Annotated in this window: 17 protein-coding genes; 11 read left to right on the plus strand and 6 right to left on the minus strand. The window is 64.4% G+C overall.

What is annotated here, in order from left to right; genetic code table 11:
* Window positions 1-23: 23 nt before the first annotated feature.
* From FJ979_RS27315 to gltX, 3 genes are all read left to right on the plus strand, one after another.
* Window positions 24-437 (plus strand): GNAT family N-acetyltransferase, encoded by a 414-nt coding sequence (locus tag FJ979_RS27315; protein WP_140498941.1) that lies wholly within the window; start codon window positions 24-26, stop codon window positions 435-437.
* 375 nt (window positions 438-812) lie between these two features.
* Complete coding sequence (locus tag FJ979_RS27320) at window positions 813-2618, plus strand: ABC transporter ATP-binding protein (protein ID WP_140584337.1); 1806 nt, start codon at window positions 813-815, stop codon at window positions 2616-2618.
* A 199-nt stretch (window positions 2619-2817) separates the two neighbouring features.
* Window positions 2818-4191, plus strand: a complete 1374-nt coding sequence (gene gltX / locus FJ979_RS27325) for a glutamate--tRNA ligase (protein WP_140584338.1) — start codon at window positions 2818-2820, stop codon at window positions 4189-4191.
* On the opposite strand, the gene FJ979_RS27330 is transcribed toward gltX, so the two are convergent.
* The 3 genes from FJ979_RS27330 to FJ979_RS27340 all read right to left on the minus strand — a co-directional run bounded on the left by FJ979_RS27330 (window position 4109) and on the right by FJ979_RS27340 (window position 8648).
* Window positions 4109-5305 (minus strand): DUF2865 domain-containing protein, encoded by a 1197-nt coding sequence (locus FJ979_RS27330; RefSeq protein ID WP_140560906.1) that lies wholly within the window; start codon window positions 5303-5305, stop codon window positions 4109-4111. The two genes, gltX and FJ979_RS27330, sit on opposite strands and share 83 nt — an antisense overlap.
* A 77-nt stretch (window positions 5306-5382) precedes the next feature.
* Window positions 5383-7707, minus strand: coding sequence for an NADP-dependent malic enzyme (locus tag FJ979_RS27335; RefSeq protein ID WP_140498933.1), 2325 nt, complete (start codon window positions 7705-7707; stop codon window positions 5383-5385).
* Window positions 7708-7868: 161 nt separating this feature from the next.
* Complete coding sequence (locus tag FJ979_RS27340) at window positions 7869-8648, minus strand: SDR family oxidoreductase (RefSeq protein WP_140584339.1); 780 nt, start codon at window positions 8646-8648, stop codon at window positions 7869-7871.
* 117 nt (window positions 8649-8765) lie between these two features.
* Here FJ979_RS27340 and FJ979_RS27345 point away from each other — a divergent pair, with 117 nt between their 5' ends.
* Complete coding sequence (locus FJ979_RS27345) at window positions 8766-9581, plus strand: UDP-2,3-diacylglucosamine diphosphatase (RefSeq protein WP_140584340.1); 816 nt, start codon at window positions 8766-8768, stop codon at window positions 9579-9581.
* A 129-nt stretch (window positions 9582-9710) separates the two neighbouring features.
* On the plus strand, window positions 9711-10925 hold the full coding sequence (locus tag FJ979_RS27350; protein WP_140498927.1) for an MFS transporter: 1215 nt from the start codon (window positions 9711-9713) through the stop codon (window positions 10923-10925).
* On the opposite strand, the gene dgcA is transcribed toward FJ979_RS27350, so the two are convergent.
* The gene (dgcA, locus tag FJ979_RS27355; protein ID WP_140498926.1) at window positions 10896-11879 is read right to left on the minus strand and encodes an N-acetyl-D-Glu racemase DgcA; all 984 of its coding nucleotides are present in this window, start codon (window positions 11877-11879) and stop codon (window positions 10896-10898) included. The genes FJ979_RS27350 and dgcA overlap by 30 nt on opposite strands.
* A 77-nt stretch (window positions 11880-11956) precedes the next feature.
* Here dgcA and FJ979_RS27360 point away from each other — a divergent pair, with 77 nt between their 5' ends.
* The 4 genes from FJ979_RS27360 (at window position 11957) to FJ979_RS27375 (ending at window position 16046) form a co-directional block, all read left to right on the plus strand.
* Window positions 11957-13144: an ABC transporter permease gene (locus FJ979_RS27360; RefSeq protein ID WP_140498924.1), complete on the plus strand. Its 1188-nt coding sequence runs from the start codon at window positions 11957-11959 to the stop codon at window positions 13142-13144.
* A 1-nt stretch (window position 13145) separates the two neighbouring features.
* Complete coding sequence (locus FJ979_RS27365) at window positions 13146-13964, plus strand: ABC transporter ATP-binding protein (RefSeq protein ID WP_140498922.1); 819 nt, start codon at window positions 13146-13148, stop codon at window positions 13962-13964.
* 14 nt (window positions 13965-13978) lie between these two features.
* Window positions 13979-15352 carry an MlaD family protein gene (locus FJ979_RS27370; RefSeq protein ID WP_140564477.1) on the plus strand — a complete coding sequence of 458 codons (1374 nt, stop codon included), beginning with the start codon at window positions 13979-13981 and terminating at the stop codon, window positions 15350-15352.
* A gap of 94 nt (window positions 15353-15446) precedes the next feature.
* Complete coding sequence (locus FJ979_RS27375; RefSeq protein WP_224618578.1) at window positions 15447-16046, plus strand: ABC-type transport auxiliary lipoprotein family protein; 600 nt, start codon at window positions 15447-15449, stop codon at window positions 16044-16046.
* A gap of 32 nt (window positions 16047-16078) precedes the next feature.
* Here the strand turns inward: FJ979_RS27375 and FJ979_RS27380 are convergent, their stop codons facing one another.
* Both FJ979_RS27380 and FJ979_RS27385 read right to left on the minus strand, forming a co-directional pair.
* Window positions 16079-16693, minus strand: coding sequence for a 3'-5' exonuclease (locus tag FJ979_RS27380; protein WP_140515280.1), 615 nt, complete (start codon window positions 16691-16693; stop codon window positions 16079-16081).
* A gap of 97 nt (window positions 16694-16790) precedes the next feature.
* Complete coding sequence (locus tag FJ979_RS27385) at window positions 16791-22943, minus strand: kinesin (protein WP_140584341.1); 6153 nt, start codon at window positions 22941-22943, stop codon at window positions 16791-16793.
* Between the two features lie 272 nt (window positions 22944-23215).
* Between FJ979_RS27385 and FJ979_RS27390 the strand changes: the two genes are divergently transcribed.
* A complete protein-coding gene (locus FJ979_RS27390; protein WP_140525377.1) occupies window positions 23216-23584 on the plus strand; it encodes an Hpt domain-containing protein in 369 nt (122 codons plus the stop codon).
* 98 nt (window positions 23585-23682) lie between these two features.
* Entirely contained in the window at window positions 23683-24003 is a 321-nt protein-coding gene (locus tag FJ979_RS27395; protein ID WP_137931040.1) for a 2Fe-2S iron-sulfur cluster-binding protein, read from the plus strand.
* Window positions 24004-24257: the final 254 nt, after the last annotated feature.

Raw genomic sequence — 24257 nt, forward strand, 5'->3', positions numbered from 1 at the left:
TCATGCCGCAGGCGAGGGTAGCGATGCCTGAGTGTGAAATCAGCTTCGACCTGTCACGGATCGACTTCAGGGCGACATCCGACCTGTTGATGGCAAGCTATTGGGGCGGCGGGCGCAGTGACGAGACCCACCGCCGCGCCTTCGCGAATTCGCTCTGCGTCGGCGCTTATGTCGAAGGTAAACAGGTCGGCTTCGGCCGGGCGATCACCGACCGCACAGTGTTTGCCTATCTGGCCGATATCATCGTCTGGCCGCAGCATCGCGGGCAGGGCATCGGCTCGCGGCTGGTGCAGGCGCTGATCGATCACCCCGAGCTCGGTAGCGTTTCGCACTGGAGCCTGTCGACCAGCGACGCGCATGGGGTTTATGAAAGACTGGGATTCAAGGCATCGACCGATGGCCGGTACATGCGCCTCGATCGTAAGCCGATCCGCTGACCAAGCGCCATTGCCGTTGTTGCAAATTTATCCCAGTGCTTGGACCAGATGCCGTTTTGGCGACTGCCAGCCTTGGCGATGCGATGAGGCATCTCTATAAGGACCTCTCCGCGATTCCCTTTAGGGAGGACCGAATGCCAGGATTTGACATCGTTATGCGAGGCCGCGAAGCCTAGGTCCCGACCGGCGCGCCGCAGGGTTTTCACCCTCGGAACGAAGCCGGATCGAGAGCAGGCCTTTGCCGATGCCGGTCGCCGCCTTCGGGCAAGCGGCCATTCATAACCGAACCTCCGCATTCCCGGGCATTGAGCCCCTTGCGCGGTTTTTTCATTTTTGACCTTACCGGGATCGGGCTTTTTGCGCCCGAATGACATCATGGCTCGTTTTCGAATCGATTTGCGCGCGAGCGCCTTTCGCAGCGTTCTTGGCTTTACTTTCACCCATTGGCGGCGCCAGCCCTGGCGGCTTTCGCTGATCATGGCTGGTTTCCTGCTGTCGACGCTGGCCGATGTGCTGACGCCGCTCTATTCCGGCCGGCTGGTCGATGCCGTCGCCAGCAGCGCCGGCGCCGACGAGATCGCCTGGAATGCCGCGATGACCGCGTTTTCCATGCTGATGGCGTTGGCGCTGGCAGGTGTCGTCCTGCGCAATCTGGCCTTCATGGGTATCGTCGAACTGACGCTGAAGATGATGGCCGACATCGCCGCCGACGCCTTCCATCGTGTCCAGCGCTTTTCCACCGACTGGCACGCCAACAGCTTCGCCGGATCGACCGTGCGCAAGGTCACGCGCGGCATGTGGGCGTTGGACCTGCTCAACGACACGATCCTGATCGCGCTGCTGCCGTCGGTCGTCATGCTGGTCGGCTCGACGCTGCTGCTGGGCTGGTTCTGGCCGCTGATGGGAGCGGTTGTCGCCGCCGGCTCGGTGCTGTTCATCGCCGTCACGGCGATGCTGTCGCTGGGCTATGTCGCGCCGGCGGCCAGGCTCGCCAACACCTGGGACACACGCCTTGGCGGCTCGCTGGCCGACGCGGTGAGCTGCAACGCCGTGGTCAAGGGGTTTGGCGCCGAGGAGCGCGAGGAGAACCGGCTTGCCAAGGTCGTCGCCAAATGGCGTGCCCGCACGCGGCGCACCTGGGTGCGCGGCACCATCAACGGAACCACGCAAGGGGCGCTGCTGCTGGTGATTAGAGCGGCGGTCATCGGCCTGGCGCTGATGCTGTGGTCGTGGGGACAGGCAACGGCCGGCGACGTCGCCTTCGTGCTGACTTCTTTCTTCGTCCTGCAAGGCTATCTCAGGGATATCGGAACGCATATCCGCAACCTGCAACGCTCGATCAACGACATGGAAGAACTGGTCGATTTCCAGTCCGAATCGCTTGGCATCGAGGACCGGCCCGGCGCCGGGCCGATCCGTATCACGCAAGGGGGCATCGCCTTCGACGACGTCACCTTCCATTATGGCAGTCACCGTTCGCCGCTCTATCGCGATTTCTCGGTCGATATCGCGCCGGGCGAGCGGGTCGGGCTGGTCGGCCATTCCGGGTCGGGCAAGACGACTTTCGTCAAGCTGATCCAGAGGCTCTATGACGTGAACGCCGGCCGGATCCTGATCGACGACCAGGACATTTCGGAGGTGGCGCAGGCGTCGCTGCGCGCGCAGATCGCCATCGTGCAGCAGGAGCCGATCCTGTTCCACCGCTCTCTGGCCGAAAACATCGCCTATGCCCGACCCGGCGCCACGCAGGCCGAGATCGAGCACGCGGCAAAGCTGGCGAGCGCGCACGACTTCATCGTCAACCTGCCGAAGGGCTACGGCACGCTCGTCGGCGAGCGCGGCGTGAAGCTGTCGGGCGGCGAGCGCCAGCGCGTGGCGATCGCACGCGCGTTCCTCGCCGATGCGCGCATCCTGATCCTGGACGAGGCGACGTCGAGCCTCGATTCAGAATCGGAGGTGCTGATCCAGCAGGCGATGGAGCGGCTGATGGTCGGCCGCACCACGCTGGTCATCGCGCACCGGCTTTCGACGGTGCGGGCGCTCGACAGGCTGTTGGTCTTCGATCGCGGCAAGATCGCCGAGGAAGGCTCGCATGACGCGCTGATCCGGCTGCCGGGCGGCATCTACCGCCGCCTGTTCGAGCGCCAGGCGCTCGAATTGACCAAGGGACTTGTCACCTGATCGGGGATGGCCTCTGGCTCTGGCCCGGAGGCCATCCCATCAGGCGCCGGCGGCCTGACGGGCGGGCGGCGCGGGACATGCGATTGCTGGCGGAGCCGCGTCCGCCAAGTCTTTTCATTGCTTGCGCCATGTTCTATGTCTGCGGCACGGCACGGGGGCGCGTCTTGTCAATCACAAAAGCATCCGGTACGCCCCGCTCATGACAGTTACCGTTCGTTTCGCCCCTTCGCCGACAGGCCGCATCCATATCGGCAATGCGCGCACCGCCCTGTTCAACTGGCTGTTCGCCATGAACCATAAGGGGCGCTTCATCCAGCGCTTCGACGACACCGATGTCGCGCGCTCGAAGCAGGAATTTTCCGACGCCATCCTTTACGACCTGCATTGGCTTGGCATCTTTCCCGACACCACCGAATACCAGTCGCGTCGCTTCGAGATCTATGACGCGGCGGTCGAGCGGCTGAAGGCGGCGGGTGTTCTCTATGCCTGCTATGAAACGCCGGAGGAGCTCGACCTCAGGCGCAAGGTGCGCCGTACGCGCGGCTTGCCGCCGGTCTATGGCCGCGAGGCGCTGACGCTGACGTCGGAACAGATCGCCGAATATCAGGCCGATGGCCGCCGGCCGCACTGGCGCTTCCTGCTGCCCAATTTCACCGGCGATCCGCAGCAGCCGGAGCGCACCGAAATCCATTGGAACGACCTAGTGCGCGGGCAGGAAACCGTCGATCTCGCCTCGCTGTCGGACCCGGTGCTGGTGCGCGAGGACGGCACCTATCTCTATACGCTGCCATCCGTCGTCGACGATATCGAGATGGGCGTCAGCCATGTCATCCGCGGCGACGACCACGTCACCAACACCGGCGTGCAGATCGCGCTGTTCCGGGCGCTGGGTGCCGAGCCGCCGGAATTCGGCCACCACAATCTGCTGACCACCGTTTCGGGCGAGGGGCTGTCGAAGCGCACCGGCGCACTCTCCATCGAAAGCCTGCGCGAGGACGGCATCGAGCCGATGGCGGTCGCATCGCTGGCCGTGCTCGTCGGCACGTCGGAGAATGTCGCCGCCGCGCACGACCTGACCGAACTCGCCAGCCGTTTCGACCCGGCGGCGACCTCGAAGTCGGCGGCAAAGTTCGACCCGGACGAGCTTTTCGTGCTCAACCGGACGCTGCTGCACCAAATGCCGTTCTCCGAAGCGCAGAATCGGCTGGTGGTGCTCGGCATATCGGGCGAGCAGGCGGAACCGTTCTGGCTGGCTGTGCGCGGCAATCTCGACAGGCTGGCCGATGCTGTCGGCTGGTGGCGCATCCTGCGCGAAGGGCCGCAGGAGAAGCCGGAATTTTCCGACGCCGATCGAGATTTTCTTCACCAGGCCATCGATCTGCTGCCCGAGGAGCCTTGGAACGGGACCGTCTGGAAGGACTGGACGGCCAAGATCAGGGAAGCGACCGGCCGCAAGGGCAAGGCGCTGTTCATGCCGCTGAGGCTCGCCCTTACCGGACTGACTTCGGGACCGGAGCTTGCAGATCTATTGCCGCTGATGGGTCGGGAAGGAACGTTGGCCCGACGACCCTGACCTTCCGCTGTTCCGGCGGCAGCGTCGAGACCGGCGATGTGACCGGTTTGACCGCAAGCCGCTTGATGGCGTCGCGGTCCAGCCCGCCTGCGGCGTTTGCCAGCGTCTCGGGATCGGCACCTGGATCGGGTTTGGAGGCAGGCACCGGAATGAACGGGGCGCCCTCCGTTTGCGGCCGCGACTGTTGCTGGCTTGGCGGATTGCCGCCGATGATCTGGAAGTTCTGCGCGGCGTTGCAGCCGCAGGCCGGCGGCCGCGACAGGTTGGGCTGCTTGTAAAGATAGGCCGTCGGCAGTTCGCTGTAGGGTCGGCCGGTGACCGACGATGTCATGTCGGCTGAATCGTCGCCCATGCCGCGCGAATAGAAGACCTGGATCTCGGTGCCGGGACAGCTCGATTCGCAGTTCTTCTGGTCGCGCTCGAAATCGCCGACCGAGGCGGCATTCGACATCGGAAAGAAGTAGCCGTCGCAGGTGCGCACGCAGGTGGTACGGAACTCGCCGCCGACGCCCGGAAAATCCGGTATGCCGGACCGGCCCGGCACGCGGCGGATATTGCGCTCCTCGTCGGGATCGTCAGACTGGTCGAGCGTATCGAGCCGGCGTGTGTCGCCGCCGAACAGCTGGTCGAACAGATTGCCGTTGCCTTGTTCCCGTTTCGCTTCGCGCAAGAGTTCGCGGCGGGGCGCCACCGCGTCCTCGCGGCAGCCATTGGTGTCGAGCGCGGCCAGGATGCGTGCGCGATCGCGCCGCGAACCGCCGCCGGCGAGGCGGGCGCGCTTGGCCTGCAAGCTATCGAGATTGGCGTTCATGCGCTCGATGGTGGCGTTGAACCCAGCGCATTGGCTGACATTGCGGCTGAATAGAGAGAAGCCGCAGCCGGCGCTGCTGGACTGGCCGCGCGCCTTTGAAATCTGCTCGCGTTGCCGGTCGATCGCGGCGTCATATTTCCGGATCAGGGCCGGACCGCCACTGCCGCGCGAGGTCGCGGCAAGATCGGTCTCGAGCTGGCGGCAGACACGCGAGGCGGCCTGCGGCTCGGAGACGGCGGCGCCCGAAAGCAGCAGGCCAAGCAGCACGGCGAGATGCGCCTGCTTCCACCCTTTGCCCATCATCCGCCGAAACCCTGCTTGGTTGTTCGCCGCACGCTACGTGCTCGTGGTTAAACCGCAGTTTACCCCCGAATTGGTGTTCAGCCCAGATCGACGACAGCTTGCGCCTTGTGGGCGGCCTCGACCACCGCCAGCGCTGTCATGTTGACGACGCCGCGCGAAGTCACCGAGGGCGTCAGGATATGCGCCGGCTTGTCGGTGCCGAGCAGGATCGGGCCGACATGCAGGGCATCCATCATGGTCCTGAGCGCTGTCAGCGTGATGTTGGCGGAATCGAGGTTGGGGAACACCAGGAGATTGGCTTCGCCCTTCAGACGCGAATGCGGATAGACGCGCTGGCGCAGATGTTCCGACAGCGCGGAATCGGCATGCATCTCGCCGTCGCATTGCAGCTCGGGCGCGATGCGCGCCAGGATCGCCGCCGCCTGCCGCATCTTGAGCGCACTCGGCGAATCGCGCGAGCCGAAATCCGAATGCGACAGCAGCGCCGCCTTGGGCTCGATGCCGAAGCGCTGGATCTCCTCGGCCGCCAGCACGGTCATTTCGGCGATCTCGTCGGCGGTGGGGTCGACAGAAACATGGGTGTCGGTCAGGAAGATGATGCCGCGTTGCGAGATCAGCATGGACAGCGTCGACAGATCCCGGTCCTTGATGCCGGTTCGTGGCCCGATGATCAGCGTGACGTTGCGCAGGTGCCGCTCGAAACGCCCTTCGAGGCCGCAGACCATGGCGTCGGCGTCGCCGCGCTTCAATGCGAGGGCCGCGATCACCGTGTTGTCGGTGCGCACCATGGTGCGCGCGGCCTCCGTCGTCACGCCGCGCCGGCCGGCCAGCTCGATCAGGAGGTCGACGTAATGGCGGTAGCGCGGATCGTCCTCCGGGTTGATCAGGCCGAAGTCGACGCCGGGCTTGATGCGCAGTCCGTAGCGCTTCAATCGCACCTCGATGACGTGCGGACGGCCGATCAGGATCGGCTCGGCGATGCCTTCCTCCAAAACCACCTGCGCGGCGCGCAGCACGCGCTCGTCCTCGCCGTCGGCATAGATGACGCGCTTGGCGCTCGACGCCTTGGCCGACGAGAACACCGGCTTCATCACCAGGCCGGAGCGGAAGACGAAGCGGTTGAGCTTGTCGATATAGGCGGAGAAGTCGCTGATCGGCCTTGTCGCGACACCGGTGTCGCAGGCCGCCTTGGCGACGGCCGGGGCGATGCGCAGGATGAGCCGCGGATCGAAGGGCGAGGGGATCAGGAATTCGGGTCCGAACACCGGCGTCTCGCCGGAATAGGCGCGCGCGGCGACATCCGAAGGTTCTTCGCGGGCAAGGGCGGCGATGGCCCGCACCGCGGCCATCTTCATCTCCTCATTGATGGCGCTGGCGCCACAGTCCAGCGCGCCGCGGAAGATGTAAGGAAAACACAGTACGTTGTTGACCTGATTTGGAAAATCGGACCGGCCCGTGCAGATCATCGCGTCGGGGCGCGCCGCCCGCGCCACTTCCGGCATGATTTCCGGATTGGGATTGGCCAGCGCCAGGATCAATGGCTTCGGCGCCATGTGCTGGAGCAATTCCGGCTTCAGCACGCCGGCGGCCGAAAGCCCGAGGAACACGTCTGCGCCCGATATGACGTCGGCCAGCGTGCGCGCCTCCGTGTCCTTCACATAAGGGTCTTTCCAGCGGTCCATCTCATCCGTGCGCCCCTTATAGGCGACGCCGAAACGGTCGGTGACCCAGATGTTCTCGACCTTGGCGCCGAGCGAGACCAGCAGGTTGAGGCAGGCCAATGCCGCCGCACCCGCGCCCGAAGTGACGATCTTGATGTCGGCAATGGTTTTGCCGGCGAATTCCAGGCCGTTGAGCACTGCGGCGGCGACGATGATGGCGGTGCCGTGCTGGTCGTCATGGAAAACCGGTATGCCCATCCGGGCCTTCAGTCGCTCTTCGACCTCGAAGCATTCCGGCGCCTTGATGTCCTCGAGGTTGATGCCGCCGAATGTCGGTTCCAGCGCCGCCACCGTTTCGACCATGCGCTCGATCTCGGGCGCGTCGATCTCGATGTCGAAGACGTCGATGCCGGCGAATTTCTTGAACAGGACCGCCTTGCCTTCCATGACCGGCTTGGAAGCGAGCGGGCCGATATTGCCCAGGCCGAGCACGGCCGAGCCGTTGGAAACGACGCCGACCAGATTGGCGCGCGCCGTGTAGTCGGCCGCGGTCGCCGGATCGTCGCGGATTTCGAGGCAAGGGGCCGCCACGCCGGGCGAATAGGCGAGCGCCAGGTCGCGCTGGTTGCCAAGCGGCTTGGTGGCCTGGATTTCGAGCTTGCCCGGCGTCGGGTGCTTGTGGAAGTAGAGCGCGGCTTCGTCGAGGTCCGAACGTGCCGTTTTCTTGCTCTCGCCGTTCATTCCGGGCCTCCCTGCGATCCTGCGTGCCGCCTTCTTAGCATGCGGCCGAGATTTTTCGCGACGCCAAATGACGCAATCGCCATTCACATCGACGAAGCCGGGATAAGCGAACTATTTCAATGGCTTGATCGGAATTTCTTCGGCGCCGGCGCTACCGGGTCTCAGAAGGCGCTGACATAGAGGCCGCCGTCTATCGGTATGTTCTGGCCGGTCAGGTAGCCGGCATGAACCGAGCACAGGAAGGCACAGATCTGGCCGAATTCTTCCGGCGTGCCGAGCCGCTTGGCCGGCACGTCGGCACTGATGCGCGCCTTGCGGGCGGCTGCCGCGGCCGGGTCTTCAACGCTGCCGGCCTCGTGCGGACCGCGCAGTCGGTCGGTATCGAGCTTGCCGGGCAGCAGGCTGTTGATGGTCACGTTGCGGTCGACCACCGTGCGCGCCACGCCGGCAAGAAAGGAGGTCAGGCCGGCGCGCGCGCCGGACGACAGATCAAGGCCGGGGATGGGGACATAGACCGATAACGAAGTGATGTTGACGATGCGGCCAAAACCGCGCACGGCCATGCCGTCGATCACCGCCTGCACCAGCTCGATCGGCGTCACCATGTTCTGGGTCACGCCTTCGAGCATCTTGGCACGATCGAGCTCGCGGAAATCGCGCAGCGGCGGGCCGCCATTGTTGTTGACGAGGATGTCGGGTTGGGGACAGGCGGCGAGAAGCGCCTTCTGCACCTCGGGCTTCGATACGTCGCCGACGACTTCCGTGACGGTCACGCCGTAACGCTCGCGCAGCTCCGCAGCGGTTTTGGCCACCAGCTCGGCGTTGCGCCCGTTGACGACAATGTCACAGCCGGCCTCGGCCAGAGCCATGGCGCAGCCTTTTCCGAGCCCTTTGCTCGAAGCGCAGACGATGGCCTTCTTTCCGCGGATACCGAGATCCATGACGATTTCTCCTGTGATTCGCCGGCAGGCTAGCTCTTGGGCTGGACCAATCGCAACCGTCATACGGTTGTTGCATGAATCGGGGCATAGGCTCGCGAAAGCAACGGTGAATTCGCGATGTCCGGCCAAGAGCCCCGCACGTTCCGCAGCATGTTCATCTCCGACGTCCATCTCGGGTCGAAGGCGGCAAAGGCCGATTTCCTGATCGATTTCCTTAGACATCACGATGCCGACATCATTTATCTCGTCGGCGATATCGTCGATGGCTGGCGCCTGAGGCGCAGTTGGCACTGGCCGCAGAGCCACAATGACGTCGTGCAGAAATTGCTGCGCAAGGCGCGAAAGGGCGCCACCATCACCTACATCGCCGGCAACCACGACGAATTCGCCCGCCAGTTCCAGGGCGTGCATTTCGGCGGCATCGTCGTCGCCGACCGCGCCATTCACGAAACCGCCGACGGCAGGCGGCTGCTCGTCATCCATGGCGACCAGTTCGACACGGTCGTGCACAATCAGCGCTGGCTCGCCTATCTCGGCGACCATGCCTACGACGCCGCCATGCAGGTCAACCGTGTGATCACGCGGCTGCGCCAGCTGCTCGGCCTGCCTTACTGGTCGTTTTCGTCCTGGGCCAAGGTCAAGGTCAAGAAGGCCGTTAACTTCATCGGCTCGTTCCAGACGGTGCTCAGCGAAGAGGCGCGGCGCTCGCATGTCGACGGCGTCATCTGCGGCCATATCCATCATGCCGCGATCGAATGCTATGGCGACGTCCAGTACATCAACACCGGCGACTGGGTGGAAAGCTGCACGGCGGTGGTCGAACATTTCGACGGCCGGATGGAAATCCTGACCTGGGCGCATGTCTTGCCCGAGGCGCCGGACGAACCTTTCATCCCGATGCTGATCGAGGACCGGGTGGTGCAGGCCGCCTGACTGCCGGTGCCAGGCACAGATTCCGGTGTTAATCGATTAGGCCAATCGGTTTCGTCCGGTTTTTCCTCATGTTAAGGGTCAATCCACACTGCTCGCCGTTCGTGGGCGGCAGCGTTATTGGATCGATTCATGCCGCTGCCGCCGCTTTCACCCGAACAGCTCGTCAAACCACGCCATTTCGAACTGCGCATGAGCCTGATCTTCGCGACATTGTTCGTGTCGCAGGGCACGCATCTGCCCTACTTCCCGCTGTGGCTGCAGGCGAAAGGTTTTCACGCCGAGCAGATCGCCGTCATCCTGGCGGCTCCGATGTTCCTGCGCGTCGTGACGACGCCGCTGCTCACCGCGCTCGCGGACCGGGCGAGGGACCGCGCCGACGTCTATATCGCGCTCGTCGCGGCATCGATGATCATTTCCGCCGGCTATTTTCTGCCGGCCTCCTACGCCGTCGTGCTTGCGGTGTCGCTGGCGCTGACGATCGTATGGACACCGCATTCGCCGATGGCCGATTCGCTCGCGCTTTCGGGCGTGCGCCGCTTCGGCTCCAACTACACCAGCATGCGCAAGTGGGGTTCGATCTCGTATCTCTGCGCCAACGTGGCCGGTGGTTTCATCCTGACCGCGGCAGGGGCGCAAGCCGTCCCGGCGATCATTTTCGCGGCACTGGGTGCCGCGCTCTTTGCCGCGCTGCTTGCGCCGCGTCTTGGCCGGCCGCGCCTTGCCTCACCGCTTTCGGCCGCGGAGATCCAGCACTCGGCACCAAGTCTCTTCAATGCCTATTTCGTCTATTTCACCCTGGGTGTCGGCATCCTCACCGCCAGCCACGCCTTCCTTTACGGCTTCGTGTCGATCTACTGGAAGTCGATCGGCATCGGCGACACCGTCGTCGGGCTTCTGTGGGCGTGGGGCGTGGTGGCCGAAGTCTGCATGTTCGTGTTTTTCAACCGCATATTCGCCTCCGTGTCGGTCGTCAGGGTGATGGTGATTGCCGGCATCGGCGCGGTCGTGCGCTGGATCGCCTTTCCGCTGATCTGGCCGCTTGGCCTCGGCGTCGCCGGGTTTTTCGGCGTCCAGACCCTGCATTCGGTGTCGGTGGCCATGGTGCTGATCGGCCTGCAGAAAATGATCGGCGAAACGGTCTCGGAAGAGCGCACCGGTGCCGCACAGGGCGTCGCCTATTTCTTCAACGGCTTCTTCATGGCCGCCGTGACGCTCGCCTCCGGCCCGCTCTACGACCGTTTCGGGGTCGACGGCTTCCTGGCCATGATCCCGATCGCGATCATCGGCCTGGTGCTGGTCGGACTCGCGGCGCGCTCAGCCCCAAAGCGCCGGATCGGGCGGTGAAACCAAGGATCCCTCATAGGCGAGGCCGGGCACACGATCCCGCGCAAGCAGCAGCGGTCCGTCGAGGTCGACGAAATCGGCGTCCTGGGCGAGCAGCACCGCCGGCGCCATCGCCAGCGACGTGCCGACCATGCAGCCGACCATGACGCCGAAACCCAGTTCGCGGGCGCGGTCGCGCAGCACGAGCGCCGCCGTCAGCCCGCCCGACTTGTCGAGCTTGATGTTGACGGCATCGTAGAGACCGGCGAGCGCGGCCAGATCCCCCGCCTCATGCACGCTCTCGTCCGCGCAGATCGGCACCGGATGCGCGATGTGGCGCAGGATGCCGTCATGGCCCGCCGGCAGCGGCTGTTCGATAAGCGCGATGCCTTGCTCGGCGGCAAAGGCGAGGTTCGCGGCGATGGTGTCGTCGTTCCAGCCCTCGTTGGCGTCGAGGATGATGCGGCTGCCGGGCGCGGCCTGCCGGACCGCGCGGATGCGCGCAATGTCGTTGTCGCCGCCGATCTTGACTTTGAGCAGCGGGCGCGCCGCGTTGGCACGGGCCTGCGCCGCCATCGCCTCGGGTTCGCCCAGCGACAGCGTGTAGGCCGTCTCGAGCTGATGCAAAGGAGCCGGCCAGACTACGTCCGCCACCGCCTTGCCGCTGATCTTGGCTTCCAGGTCCCACAAGGCGCAATCGATGGCGTTGCGCGCCGCGCCTGCCGGCATGGCGCCGAGCAGGGCTGTCCGGTCCATGCCAGCAGAGATTTGCCCGCGCATGGCCTCTATCGCGGCGCGAACCCCGTCCATGGTCTCGCCATAGCGTTTGTACGGCACGCATTCGCCACGGCCCGTGTAATCGCCTTCGCTGATCGTGCAGGTGATCACTTCGGCTTCGGTCTTCGAACCACGCGAAATGGTGAAGGTGCCGGCGATTGGAAAACGCTCGGCCTCGACCGAAATGACACGCGCCATAATTTTCTGCTCCGGCTGTGCGAGAAGGGTCGTCGGCAAATCGACAAGGCCGGACCCGTCAGGCTAAACAGGACGCCATGTTGACCATCGGCAAGCGCGACGCAAGCGGCAAGACCGCCTCGGAGGCTGACCACGAACCGCGCGTGTCGGTCGGTGAGGAAGCAGGCGTTCTCGGCTGCGCCTTCTCGGGAATCTGGACGACGCGCACCGTGGCCGCGATCGACGCAGAGATGCGCAAAATCGAGAAACGGAGCGGTTTCAATACCTTGGCGCTCGATCTTTCGCATATCGAGAAGATCGATACCGCCGGCGCCTGGCTGATCGACCGCCTGGTCAGCGCTTTCGAGAAGAAGGGCGTCGAGGTCAGGTTGCAGGGCCAGAGCGACGTTGCCTCGATCCTGCTCGGCGCGGTCGGCGATGCGGTGCGGCGCGAGCCCGAATCGGGGCCGGTCGGGCCGCCCAACATCGTCATTCGCACGCTGGAGGCGGTCGGCCGCCGCGTCTACGAAATGCGCGACGATTTTCTCGCCTCGATGAACATACTGGGCGCCACGATCCGTGGCGCGCAGATGAAGCTCGGCCGCGGCCATGCCGTCAATCCGGCGGCGATCTTCAACCAGATCGACCGCATGGGCGTCGGAGCCATTCCGGTGGTGGTGCTGATGTCGGCGATCGTCGGCGCCATCGTTGCCCAGCAGGGCGCCTACCAGCTCAGCTATTTCGGCGCCGACATCTTCGTCGTCGACCTCGTCGGCGTGTTGATCCTGCGCGAACTCGGCGTGCTGATGACGGCAATCATGATCGCCGGCCGCTCGGGCAGCGCCATCACCGCCGAAATCGGCTCGATGAAGATGCGCGAGGAAGTGGATGCGCTGAAGGTCATCGGGCTTAACCCCATCGGCGTGCTGGTCTTTCCGCGCCTGGTGGCGCTGGTGATCGCCCTGCCTTGCCTGACCATCATCGCCAATTTTGCCGCACTCGGCGGCGGTATCCTCGCGGCTTGGCTCTATTCCGACATCGCCCCCGCCGCCTTCATCGATCGGCTGCGCGTTGCCATCGACCTCAGCACCATTTTCGCCGGCCTGATCAAGGCGCCGTTCATGGCCATGATCATCGGCACCATCGCCTCGGTCGAGGGCATGAAGGTCGGCGGCAGCGCCGAATCGCTTGGTCAGCACGTGACCGCCTCGGTGGTGAAATCGATCTTCGTCGTCATCATCCTCGACGGGCTTTTCGCCATGTTCTATGCAGCGATCGAGTTCTGAAATGGCGATGGGAAACGGCATCGAGACCAGGGCCAAGGAGGGCGCGGATGACAGCGAGGTCGTGCTTTCGGCGCATGACATCACCGTTTCCTTCGGCGACAACCTGATCCTCGACAAACTGTCGCTCGATATCTGGCGCGGCGAGATCCTCGGTTTCGTCGGCGCTTCGGGCGCCGGCAAATCAGTTCTGCTGCGCACCATCCTTGGTTTGACGCGCAAGCAGTCCGGCACGATCAAGCTGTTCGGCGTGGATATCGAAAAGGCCGACGATGCCGAACGGCTGCGCATCGACATGCGCCTTGGGGTGCTGTTCCAGCACGGCGCGCTGTTCTCGGCGCTGACGGTGCTGGAAAACGTCCAGGTGCCGATGCGCGAATATCTCGACCTGCCGCGCAAGTTGATGGACGAACTGGCGATGCTCAAGGTCGAACTGGTCGGGCTGCCGCCGGACGCGGCGCAGAAATTCCCGTCCGAGCTGTCGGGCGGCATGATCAAGCGCGCGGCACTGGCTCGCGCGCTGGCGCTCGATCCCGACATCGTCTTCCTCGACGAGCCGACCTCGGGCCTCGATCCGATCAGCGCGGCGGAATTCGACGAGCTGGTGGTCAAGCTGCGCGATACGATGGACCTGACCGTCTACATGGTGACCCACGATCTCGACACGCTTTTCACCGCCTGCGACCGCGTCGCCGTGCTCGGCAAGAAGAAAGTGCTGGTCGAAGGCACCATAGACGACATGCTGAAGAGTGAAGAACCGTGGGTAAAATCGTATTTCCGCGGAAAACGAGCCCGGCAACTTGATCTTGCCGCGCGCGCATAGCCATAAGTGAAGCAATGGAAACCAGAGCCAACTACGTTATTGTCGGCATCTTCACGCTGGTGGCGATCCTGGCGGCGTTCGGCTTCGTCTATTGGACGGCGGCGATCGGCGACAAAGGCGAGACCACGTTGTTGCGCGTGCGCATCCCTGGCTCGGCTTCCGGACTTGGCCGCGGCAGCTTCGTGCTGTTCAACGGCGTCAAGGTCGGCGACGTCAGGCGCGTCTATATCGATGTCGACAATCCGACGGTCGCAATCGCCGACACCGAGATCGACCGCATGACGCCGATCACCAAATCGACGCAGGCCGATATCGGCCTGGCCGGCCTGACCGGACAGGCCAATATCGAACTCAAAGGGGCCGACCCCAAGGAAGTAAAACTTCTCGACCAGGCCGAAAAGGAAGGCAAGGTCGCCGAGATCGTGGCCAACCCGTCGGCGGTGACCAATCTTTTGCAGACGGCGCAGAACATCTTCACGCGCGCCGACACGGTGCTGACGCAGCTGGAGGGGTTCACCAAGGATGTGCGCGGGCCGCTGACGCAGACCGTGCAGAATGTGCAGACGTTCTCCGACGCGCTGGCCAGGAATTCCGATGGCGTCGACAAGTTCCTGTCCGCGGTCAGCGCGCTGTCCGATGAGCTGAAGGGCGTCTCGGGCAAGCTCGACGGCACGCTGAAGGCGGCCGAAGGGCTGCTCAATGCCGTCGACAAGGACAAGATCAAGAGCATCGTCGCCAATGTCGATACGGTGACCGGCAACCTCAAGGAAACGTCCAAACAGCTCGATGGCGTGATCAGGAATGTCGATACGGCCGTGGGATCGGTCAATGATTTCGCCAAGCAGACACAAGGTACGCTGGCCAAGGTCGACGGCGTGCTCGACGGCATCGATCCGGCGCAAGTGCGCACGGCGCTGGCGAACATCCAGAAGGCAAGCGAAAGCGCCGACAAGGCCGCCTCGGACATCGCCGAGGTGACCGGCAAATTCGCGAACCGGGCGGACGACATAGACGAGACGATCAAGGATGCAAGGCAGCTCGCGCAACGGCTCAACGACGCCTCGGTGCGCGTCGACGGCATCCTGGCCAAAGTCGACAAGCTGCTCGGTTCGGGGCAGGCGGACGGCGTGATGGCGGACGCCAGGGACACGCTGAGGTCGTTCAAGCAGGTTGCCGATACGCTGAATTCGCGGCTTGGCGTCATCACCGACAATATAGCCCGGTTCTCCGGCCAGGGCCTTTCGAATGTCGAGGCGCTGGTTCAGGACAGCCGCCGTTCAATCAGCCGCATCGAGGAGGCGGTTACCGACCTCAGCCGCAATCCGCAGCGCATCCTGTCGGGCGGCGAGGGCGAGGTTCGGCAGTACGATGGCAGGGCGCGGCGTTGACTTCGGTCTCGGCTCGCCGCAGAAACAGTGTCTGCATCCGCGGGTTGTTGTTACAATCCAGGGATAGTGAGGCCGGGGACAGCAGGGATCGCGCGTGAAGTCGACGATTGTGTTCAGATCGGGCGTGGCCTTGCTTGCCTTGACCCTTGCCGGTTGTGCCGCGCTGCCGGGCGGCGGGCCTGCGCCGCTTGACACGTTCGAACTGTCGGCGCCGTCGGTCGAGGCGCATGGCCACAGCCGCCGCCAGATCCTGATCGCCCAGCCATCCGCGCTCAAGGCGCTGGACAGCCAGAACATCGTCATAAAACCGTCCCCGCGCTCGATCCAGTACCTCAAGGGCGCGCAATGGGCGGACCGGCTGCCGCTGATCGTGCAGGCTCGGCTGGCCGAGACGTTCCAGCGCTCGGGCAGCTTCGCCGGCGTGGGCAAGCCGGGCGAGGGACTGGCGATCGACTACCAGGTCATCGTCGAGATTCGTTCGTTCGAAGTCCGTGTCGACGGCGGCGATCATGCCGAAGTCGACCTGTTCGTGCGCATCCTCAACGACCGCAACGGCGAGGTGCGTGCGTCCAAGAGCTTTACGGCGACCGCGCCCGTCTCGGGCAGCGGCAACCAAGGCTATGTCGGCGCGCTCGATGCTGCTTTCGGCGACGCGGCCAAACAGATCGTGCGCTGGACCGATTCGGCGGTCTGAGCGGCGATCCCGGGCGGGCGCCAGCCACCAGGCTACAAGCGGTCGAAGGCGTCCGGCCGCAGCTTTCCGGCCTTCATCAGGTGCTGCAGGGTGTAGGTTACGGACAGCGCGTCATCGAGCGCATCGTGTCCCTGCAATGGCGGGTGTTGAACGCCATAATAATCGGCAAGCTTGTTGCTCGGCGTCCTTGCCAGGTCCTCGATCGGCATCCCGGCCGAGATCAGCAGCTTTACGGTATTGTCAAAACGGGCGGCCGGGATGGAGGCGGGGATGCCTGCGATATAGCAGCTGATGGCTATCATGTTCAGTTCGTCCTTGCCCCAGGACCAAAATCGCGCCCCATTGGAGAAACGATCGACGTCAACAAGGGCTTCTCCTAGCGCGACCCCCTCGATCTCCAGCTTTTCTTCTGTGATGCCAGTCAGTTCGGTGAAGAAAGGGTCGAGCGCGTATCTCCTGCCAAACCGGTCGATCGGTCTGACATAGGCCTTGTGCGTGCCCAGGACGGGAAAGTCGTCTTCGAGCCCAAGCCTGACCGCGCCGATCTGCGCGATGACCGGGTCGGGATCGTGGGCCGCGCACCAGAATCTGCGTTGCGAGCCCTCAAGGCAAAGAAACTCGCAGTCGAATATGATCGCCGTCTTCACAAGTCAGAGATCCAGTCCCGGATGCGACGTCCACCCTTCCAAGCAAAAAGGCGGGAGACAAGTCTCCCGCCTTTTTTCATTGGCTGTCTGCCGCTGCCTAGTGCAGGCGGCCGCTGGCGTGGGCCAGCATGGTGTAGACCTTGCCTGTATCCGATGTCAGGTAGGTCTGTGCCATGATGTTGTCGCGGTCGTTGCGCGACACGTCCTTCAGCAGCTTCTCGAAATCATCGCAATAGCGGTCGACGGCGGCGCGGAACTCTGCCTCCGTCTGGTACTTGCGACGGATCTCGTCGAACGTCTGCTGGCCCTTCAGCGTATAGAGCCGCCGCGTGAACACGTCACGCTCGCCGCGCCGGTACCGGTTCCACAGTTCGATCGACGCATCGTGATCGATGGCCCGTGCGATGTCGACGGACAGCGAGTTCAGTGATTCCACGACATGAAGCGGCGAGCGCTGGGCAGGGGCGGCGCGCGGCGCGTCGGCGGGTGTTGCCGGCTTGGCTTCGTCCTCGCGTGACGCCCCGCTCAGGAGATCGCGCACCCAGCCGCCCTGTTGCGTGCGGGCGCCGGCGTCGGGACGCTGGCGCGGCGCCGTGTCGGCGGGGCGCTCCAGGTCAAGCGTGCCGCGTAGCGCCGTGCCGCCCGACGGCGCCTGCGGCGCGCGAAGTTCCGGCTGTGGCGCGGGAGCGCGGCGCGGCGGCTCTGCCGCGCGGGACGCTGCCGGGGCTTGCGGCGCCGGGCGCAGATTGCGCGATTCCAAGGGCTCTCCACCACTGCGGCCGGACTTCGCAACGATGTCCGAAAGCTCCTTCAGGGCGTTGATCTGCTCGGAAACCGCGCGGCGGATGGCCGATGTCGATTCCTTGGCCTCTTCCGGCATCTCGATGACGCCTTTCTTGAGCTCGGCGCGGGTGAGGTCGAGCTCGCTCTTGATGGCGCCGGCGGTGCGGCGCATCTCCTCGGTCGCGTCGGAGAAACGCTTGGTTGCCGAATCGACGACGTCGGTGATGGCGTTGCGGATCTTGTCGGCCGATTCCAGCGTCCTGCCTTCCGCATTTTGCAGCGTCTGGCCGACCAGATTCTCGAACGAGCGCATGACCCTTTCGAGATCCTCCGACTTCTTGACCAGGCCGACAGCGAGATCCTCGAGTGAAGACTGCCTTTCTAGCGTGTGTTCGAGGTTGCTCTGGGCCGAGCTCAGGAGGTCCGAAGCACCGGCGAGCAGGCGGCTGTGTTCATCGAACTTGGTGGCGATCGACGCGACCTCGCGCAAGGTCGACGACGACAGTTCCGTCAGCCTTGTCGTGTTCGAATCGACCAGCCTTGCCGAGCTGGCGAAGGTCTGCGCCGCTTTCTCGGTGGTTGCCGCGAAGCTTTGCGTGCTGCCGGTCAGGCGTTCGTCGACCTGGCCGAGATTGGCCGCGGCCTGTTCGATCAGCTGACCGAGCTGCGCGCTCGACGTGGTCATTCGGCCGATCAGGTCGGCGACACTGTCGGATAGCGACGAGCGGGCACCTTCGACCGCCGAAAGGGTCTCGGCGGTGCGGCTGGCGAGCGCGTTGACGAGGGCTGCGTTTTCGCTGCGCAGCTTCTCGGCGGCACGTTCGGTGACCTCTTCCATGCTCTTTTGCAGTTCCGAGCCGCCCTGGGCGAAACGCTCGACCAGCGGCCGCGCGGTCTCGTCGAGGATCTTCGACATCTCCGCCGACCGTGCCGCGAGCATGGTGTTGAGCTCGCGGGTGTTGGCGCCGATCGTCTTGGCGGCGTCGTTGGTGCTCTGGCCGATATGCTGGCCGACCGCGGTGAAGGTCTCCGCGATGACATTGGCGCGCGACACGAGTTGCGCTTCGGCGCTCGACACCTGCTCGTTGAGCTTCTGGCCCATCGTCTCGGCGGTATGGGCTAGCCGGTTCTCGACGCTGGCGATCTGCTCTTCGACGCGGGCAGCAGCCGTTGCCGCGGTCGATGCGAGCCGCTCGTCGGCGCCGGCGAGCGCCTGCTCGATTTCACGGGCATGCGCGGCCAGTTCCTGGCCGGTCTGGCGCGCACGGTCGGCGACCCTCTGCTCCGTGCTGGTGAAGGCGCCAACGATGCTCTGCGCATGTTCGCCGATGGTCGAGGTGCTGGCGGCGATGCGGGAAACCAGTCGGTTGTCCGCATCATCGAAGATGCGGGCGATTTCGGAGGCGCGGCCTGACAGCGCTTCCGAACCTTCGGCGATGCGCGAGACCAGGTGCTGGTCGGCGGCGTCGAAGATGCGGCCGAGATCCGCTGCACGCGCGGCAAGAGCTTCGGCCGATTCGCCGATGCGCATGCCGAGCCGCTGATCGGCGCCTTCGAAATTGCGCAGGATATCGCCGGCGCGCGCGGCCAGCGACTGTGCCGTTTCGACGGCCCGGGCAACCAGCTTCTGGTCGGCCGCGTCGAAGGTGCCGGCAATCTCGCTCACCCGAGCCGCCAACTGGTCGGCGGTCTCCTGGGCGCGGGCGGCCAGCTTCTGGTCGGCCGCGTCGAACGTGCCGGCGATTTCGCTTGCACGGGCGGCAAGCTGATCGGCGGTTTCATGGGCTCGCGCCAGCAAGGAACTGGACGCATCGTCCGCGCGGGCAAGCAAGGCGCTCGACGTGTCTTCCGCACGGGCGTGGAGACGGCGATCCGCCTCCTCGAAGCTGCGGGCGATGTCTTCGGCCCGGGCCAGCAGGGCGGCCGAGGTCTGCTCGGCGCGCTCGGCGATCTTGCGATCCGCATCGGAGAAGGCCTGGCCCGCCTGCTCATGCAGGACGCTGGTGACTTCCAGGACCTTCTCGCGCAAGGCGCCGGCCACGAAGACGGCGCTCTTCTCGAGCACGTTGCGCACATTGTCGACGCCTGTCGACAGCGCACGCTCCATGGTGCCCGCACGCTCCTCGATGATGCCGGTCTGGCGACTGAACGCCTGCTCGATCTTGTCCACGTCGGCGGCGATCGCAGCGGAGATGTCGGTGCTCCTGGCCGCGATCTGGTCGATGTGACCCGACAGTGAACGATCGATATCCTTGCGGGTCTCGGCGAGCCTGCCGAGATCGTCTTCCAGCGCGCGGCTCAGCACGTCGCGGCCTTCGGCCAGCTTGCCGACATGTCCGGCGATGATGCCGTCGAGATCGCCACGGCTCTCCGACAGCCTCTGCAAATCGGCCTCCAGCGCGCGCTTGAGGATGTCGCGGCCTTCGGCCAGCTTCTCGACCTGGCCGGCGACAAGGCCGTCGATGCTCGAGCGGCTTTCGGCCAGCTTGGCGAGATCGTCCTCGAGTGCCTTCGACAGCACCGAACGCTCCTGGACAAGCCGCTCGGAGTGGCTATTGACCAGTCCGTTGACGTTTTCCAGATCGTCTTCGAGTGCCTTCGACAGCGCCGAACGATCCTGGACAAGCCTTTCGGAGTGGCTGTTGACGAGAGTGTTGACGTTTTCGAGGTCGGCTTCGAGCGCCCGGGCGAATTGTCCCCGATCTTCGACCAGTTTCTGGGACTGGTCGGCGACGGTGTTCTTGATCGTATTGAGATCGGCTTCCAGCGCACGGCGCAGGATGTCGCGGCCTTCGGCCAGCTTCTCGACCTGGCCGGCCACCAGCCCGTCGATGCTCGAGCGGCTCTCGGCCAGCTTGGCGAGGTCCTCCTCAAGCGCTTTCGACAAGGTCGAACGGTCCTGGACCAGCTTGTTCATGTGGTCGGCAATGACGCTGTTCACGTTCTGCAAGTCCGCCTCGAGAACCCGCGACAGCTGCCCGCGGTCCTCGGCCAGCCTCTCGGACTGGCTCGATATGACGCCCTTGATCGCGTTGAGGTCGGACTCCAGCGCCCGCCTGAGAATATCGCGGCCTTCGGCCAGTTTCTCGACCTGACCGGCGACCAGGCCGTCGATGCTCGAGCGGCTCTCGGCGAGCTTGGCAAGGTCGGCTTCAAGGGTCTGCGACAGCAGGCTGCGATCCTCCGCCAGGCGGCCCGAATGGTCTTCGATCAGCCCGCGTATGCTGGACAGATCGTCCTCCAGCGAACGGCCGAGCTGCGAGCGGTCTTCCGCCAGTTTGGCCGAATGCGCCTCGATGAGGTCCTTGATGCCGGCGATGTCGTTCTCCAGCGCCTTGGCGAGTACCGCGCGGCCCTCGGCGATCTTCTCGACCTGACCGGCGACAAGGCCATCAATGTCGGCGCGCGTGTCCACGAGCTTGCCGAGGTCGGTTTCGAGCGCGCGCGAGAGAATGTTGCGGCCCTCGGCCAGCTTGCCAACATGTCCAGCAACCATTTCGTCAATGATTGTACGGGCTTGCACCAGCTTTCCGGAGTCTTCGTTGAGAGCCTGGGAGAGCCGGTTGCGGCCTTCTTCCAGCCTTTCGAGGTGGCTGCCGAGCGAAGCGTCGATGGCAGCGCGCGATTCGTTGACCTTGCGCAGATCTTCTTCGAGAGCGCGCGCGATCAGGCTGCGGCCTTCGGCCAGCTTCTGCACCTGGTCGGTTACCGCAGCATCGATGCCGGCACGGCTCTCGGCGAACTTGGCCAGATCGGCCTGCATCGCGGCCGCCATGCGCTCGCGGCTCTCGGAAAGGCTGCGGCTGTGATTTTCGACCGCTTCCTCTATGCCCACGCGGGCATCGGCAAGCCGCTGGATATCGGCATCGAACGAGCGCGAGACGACGTGGCGCGCCGCTTCCATGCGTCCGGCGAAATCGCTGGCGCGCGCTTCGAGCATGGACGAGGTCGACGTGACGATATCGGCCATGTCGGCGCCGATCTGGGTCTTGCCCTGGTCGATCATCGCCGTCAGCGTGTCCTTGCTCTCGGCGAAGGTGTGGGCGATTTCGCGCGCGCGTTCGACCAGCGTTTCGTTGATCTGCCGGGCACGGGCTTCGAGTGCTGCGTTGAGCTTCTGCGTGCCGGTGTCGAGAGCCTCGGCGCGGGTCTGGAACTCGCTGATCAGCGCCTGGCCGCGCTCGGCGAGCGTGCGCTCGATGCCGTTGAGGCTGGCCTCGAATTCCGAATTGAGTGTGCGCGCGGCGCCACCAAGCAGCGACACCATGCCGTTGGTGCGATCGTCGAGCAGGTCGGTCAACGACCGGGTCAGGCCGTCTGTCGTGTCCGTCAGCTTGGCGATGCGCGTGTCGAGCAGGCTGGCGAAAGCCTCGCCGGAAGTCGAAAGCTTGTCGGTTATGGTGTCGAGCCGTCCTTCCACCGAATCGAAGATCGACAGCGAACTTTCGTTGATGCGGTCGATAAGCGTGTCGCCGGAATTGGTGATGGTCATCGACAGTTTGGTCGATGCATTGAGAATGCTGTCGCGGATGAGGTCGCTGGCAGCGCCGATTTCGTCCTTGAGTGTGTCGTGCGCGCCGGCGATCGAAGCGCGAACCCGCTCCGCATGGCTGACGACCGCCTCGCGCTCGCTGCCGAGCCCGTCGACGAGCGAGCGGATGCGGGTTTCGTTTTCCGAATAGGAGCGCTCGATCTGGTTGACCTCGCTGTGGACCAGCGTTTCCAGTTCGACGGCGCGGGCCAGCGTGCGTTCGATGCCTTCGCCCATGGCGGCCACCTCGCGGCGGACGGCCTGGCCGATCATCATGACGCGATCCTGGGCCATGTTTTCCGGCTCGGTGAGGCGGAAGGCCACTTCCGTCATCGACTGGGCGGCGATGCGCATGTCCTGCGCGCGGCGAATCATGGCGGCGAAGGCCCAGAACAGGATGACCGGCACGATGGCCGCGACAGCAAGGCCGATCAGTTCGGGACGGGCGAAGAACTGGTCGAGCGTGCGGATCCTCCAGATGCTCGGCCCGAAGAGGAGGTTGGCCAATCCGCCCGCGCCGGCGATCCAGGCCAGCGAAACGAAGGCGATAACCCAGTAGATCGTGTTCGAGGCGCGCCGGTTGAGGCTGTGCAGAAGCGTCTTGTAATCCTTCTGACGATCGTCATTGGCCGGCGAGAAGCCGGCGGGCTGACCGCCATTGCGTGTTTCGACGGGGCGCAGTTCGGCGGGTCTGGTCTTTGGCGCGGGATTCGCGGCCTGGGCTTGGTTGACGACGGGTGCCTGCGTCTGATTGCGTCCCTCGCGCGCCAATTCGTCGGCGGCCTGGGATATCTGCGCTTCCAGATCTTCCATCGAGGCCGCGATATCGAGGTCGCCGCTGCCGGTGTCGCCGCTGAGGTCGAGATCGAGTGCCTTCTCGAGTTCCCTGGCCACATCGTTGTCCAGAGATCTGGTCGTCGTTGTTTTCTTCGCCATGCCTTCGCTACCCTGTACTAGCTGCCGCGGGCTTATGATTTTGGTTGTCGCACCCACGCGCAGGAGGCTGAAAATGGACCCCTCGTATCGTAATGACACAGGGGGGTAAAGAAAACATGCATTCCGCGGGATACGTAAAACTTTAAATATAAGGTTAACGGAAGCGTGATTCCGGCGCCGCTTTCGCAACATTTTTTCCGGCCATCCATTAACCCGTTGTCCATTGGATTCGCCTAGTTTTTCAGGCGGCCGAAGAAGCGGAGTTCGAGTTCATGCGTGGCGAAAGCGGCATTGCCTTCTCAATGCCCGGGGGCGATGTATCGGGAACGAGGCGGTCCCGACCGGTCGATTTGGCACACCTTGCGCGGCAGACGATGGGCGACCGCGGCCTCGAACAGGAGGTGCTGGCGCTCTTTGTACAACAGGCGCTGTCGGTGCGCGACAGGATAGTCGATGCGGACATCAAGGACCGGCTGCTCCTGGCGCACGGCCTGAAGGGTTCGGCGCGTGGTGTCGGGGCCTTTGCCATTGCCGATTGCGCCACCGAGATAGAACGGCAGCCGGAAGACAGCCAGACGCTTACGCGGCTCGGCAAACTGATCGACGAAGTGCGCGATTTCATCGCCGCCATCAACCGCTAGACCCGTTTGCGGAAAAACGTCACCGAGCGGCGCTTTCTCGCCGCAGTTGACTTGTGTGCCCGAGTGATTATCTCGGCGGAAACTCCCTCAGGTGACAAATGACCAAACTGACCTTCATTGCCCATGACGGCACACATTTCGACGTGGATGCCGAGAACGGCTCGACGGTCATGGAAAACGCCATCCGCAATGCCGTGCCGGGTATCGAAGCGGAGTGCGGCGGCGCCTGCGCCTGTGCAACCTGCCACGTCTATGTCGACGAGGCCTGGACGGCGGAAGTCGGCGAGCCGGAGGCAATGGAAGAGGATATGCTGGACTTCGCCTACGACGTCCAGCCGAATTCACGGCTATCGTGCCAGATCAAGGTGCGCGACGCGCTCGACGGACTGGTGGTTCGGGTGCCCGAGCGCCAAGGCTAAAAGCCGATTTTGCCCGAGGCAATGAATCCGGGCAGGGGGTTTCCTTAGGGCCGGCTGTTGATAGCGCCTTAATGGAAATCCGCCTGTGCGGCGGGCCTCTGGCGCAACTCAGCACCATAGCTAAATATCTACCATAGTTGCGGGCACCCAGTCAAGAAAAAATTCCTATCATGAGAAGCTGCCCTGCCATGAAAAGGTGGCGGGGCAGCCGGACTGGCAGTCGTCCATCCCTTGCACCCCCGAGTTCGCAGCTC

This window comes from Mesorhizobium sp. B1-1-6 (genome assembly GCF_006443035.1).
Taxonomy (GTDB): domain Bacteria; phylum Pseudomonadota; class Alphaproteobacteria; order Rhizobiales; family Rhizobiaceae; genus Mesorhizobium.

Coding starts and splice junctions, on each gene's coding strand:
- FJ979_RS27315 (WP_140498941.1), top strand. CDS start 24: ATGCCTGAGTGTGAAATCAGCTTCGACCTGTCACGGATCGACTTCAGG.
- FJ979_RS27320 (WP_140584337.1), top strand. CDS start 813: ATGGCTCGTTTTCGAATCGATTTGCGCGCGAGCGCCTTTCGCAGCGTT.
- gltX (WP_140584338.1), top strand. CDS start 2,818: ATGACAGTTACCGTTCGTTTCGCCCCTTCGCCGACAGGCCGCATCCAT.
- FJ979_RS27330 (WP_140560906.1), bottom strand. CDS start 5,305: ATGATGGGCAAAGGGTGGAAGCAGGCGCATCTCGCCGTGCTGCTTGGC.
- FJ979_RS27335 (WP_140498933.1), bottom strand. CDS start 7,707: ATGAACGGCGAGAGCAAGAAAACGGCACGTTCGGACCTCGACGAAGCC.
- FJ979_RS27340 (WP_140584339.1), bottom strand. CDS start 8,648: ATGGATCTCGGTATCCGCGGAAAGAAGGCCATCGTCTGCGCTTCGAGC.
- FJ979_RS27345 (WP_140584340.1), top strand. CDS start 8,766: ATGTCCGGCCAAGAGCCCCGCACGTTCCGCAGCATGTTCATCTCCGAC.
- FJ979_RS27350 (WP_140498927.1), top strand. CDS start 9,711: ATGCCGCTGCCGCCGCTTTCACCCGAACAGCTCGTCAAACCACGCCAT.
- dgcA (WP_140498926.1), bottom strand. CDS start 11,879: ATGGCGCGTGTCATTTCGGTCGAGGCCGAGCGTTTTCCAATCGCCGGC.
- FJ979_RS27360 (WP_140498924.1), top strand. CDS start 11,957: ATGTTGACCATCGGCAAGCGCGACGCAAGCGGCAAGACCGCCTCGGAG.
- FJ979_RS27365 (WP_140498922.1), top strand. CDS start 13,146: ATGGCGATGGGAAACGGCATCGAGACCAGGGCCAAGGAGGGCGCGGAT.
- FJ979_RS27370 (WP_140564477.1), top strand. CDS start 13,979: ATGGAAACCAGAGCCAACTACGTTATTGTCGGCATCTTCACGCTGGTG.
- FJ979_RS27385 (WP_140584341.1), bottom strand. CDS start 22,943: ATGGCGAAGAAAACAACGACGACCAGATCTCTGGACAACGATGTGGCC.
- FJ979_RS27390 (WP_140525377.1), top strand. CDS start 23,216: ATGCGTGGCGAAAGCGGCATTGCCTTCTCAATGCCCGGGGGCGATGTA.
- FJ979_RS27395 (WP_137931040.1), top strand. CDS start 23,683: ATGACCAAACTGACCTTCATTGCCCATGACGGCACACATTTCGACGTG.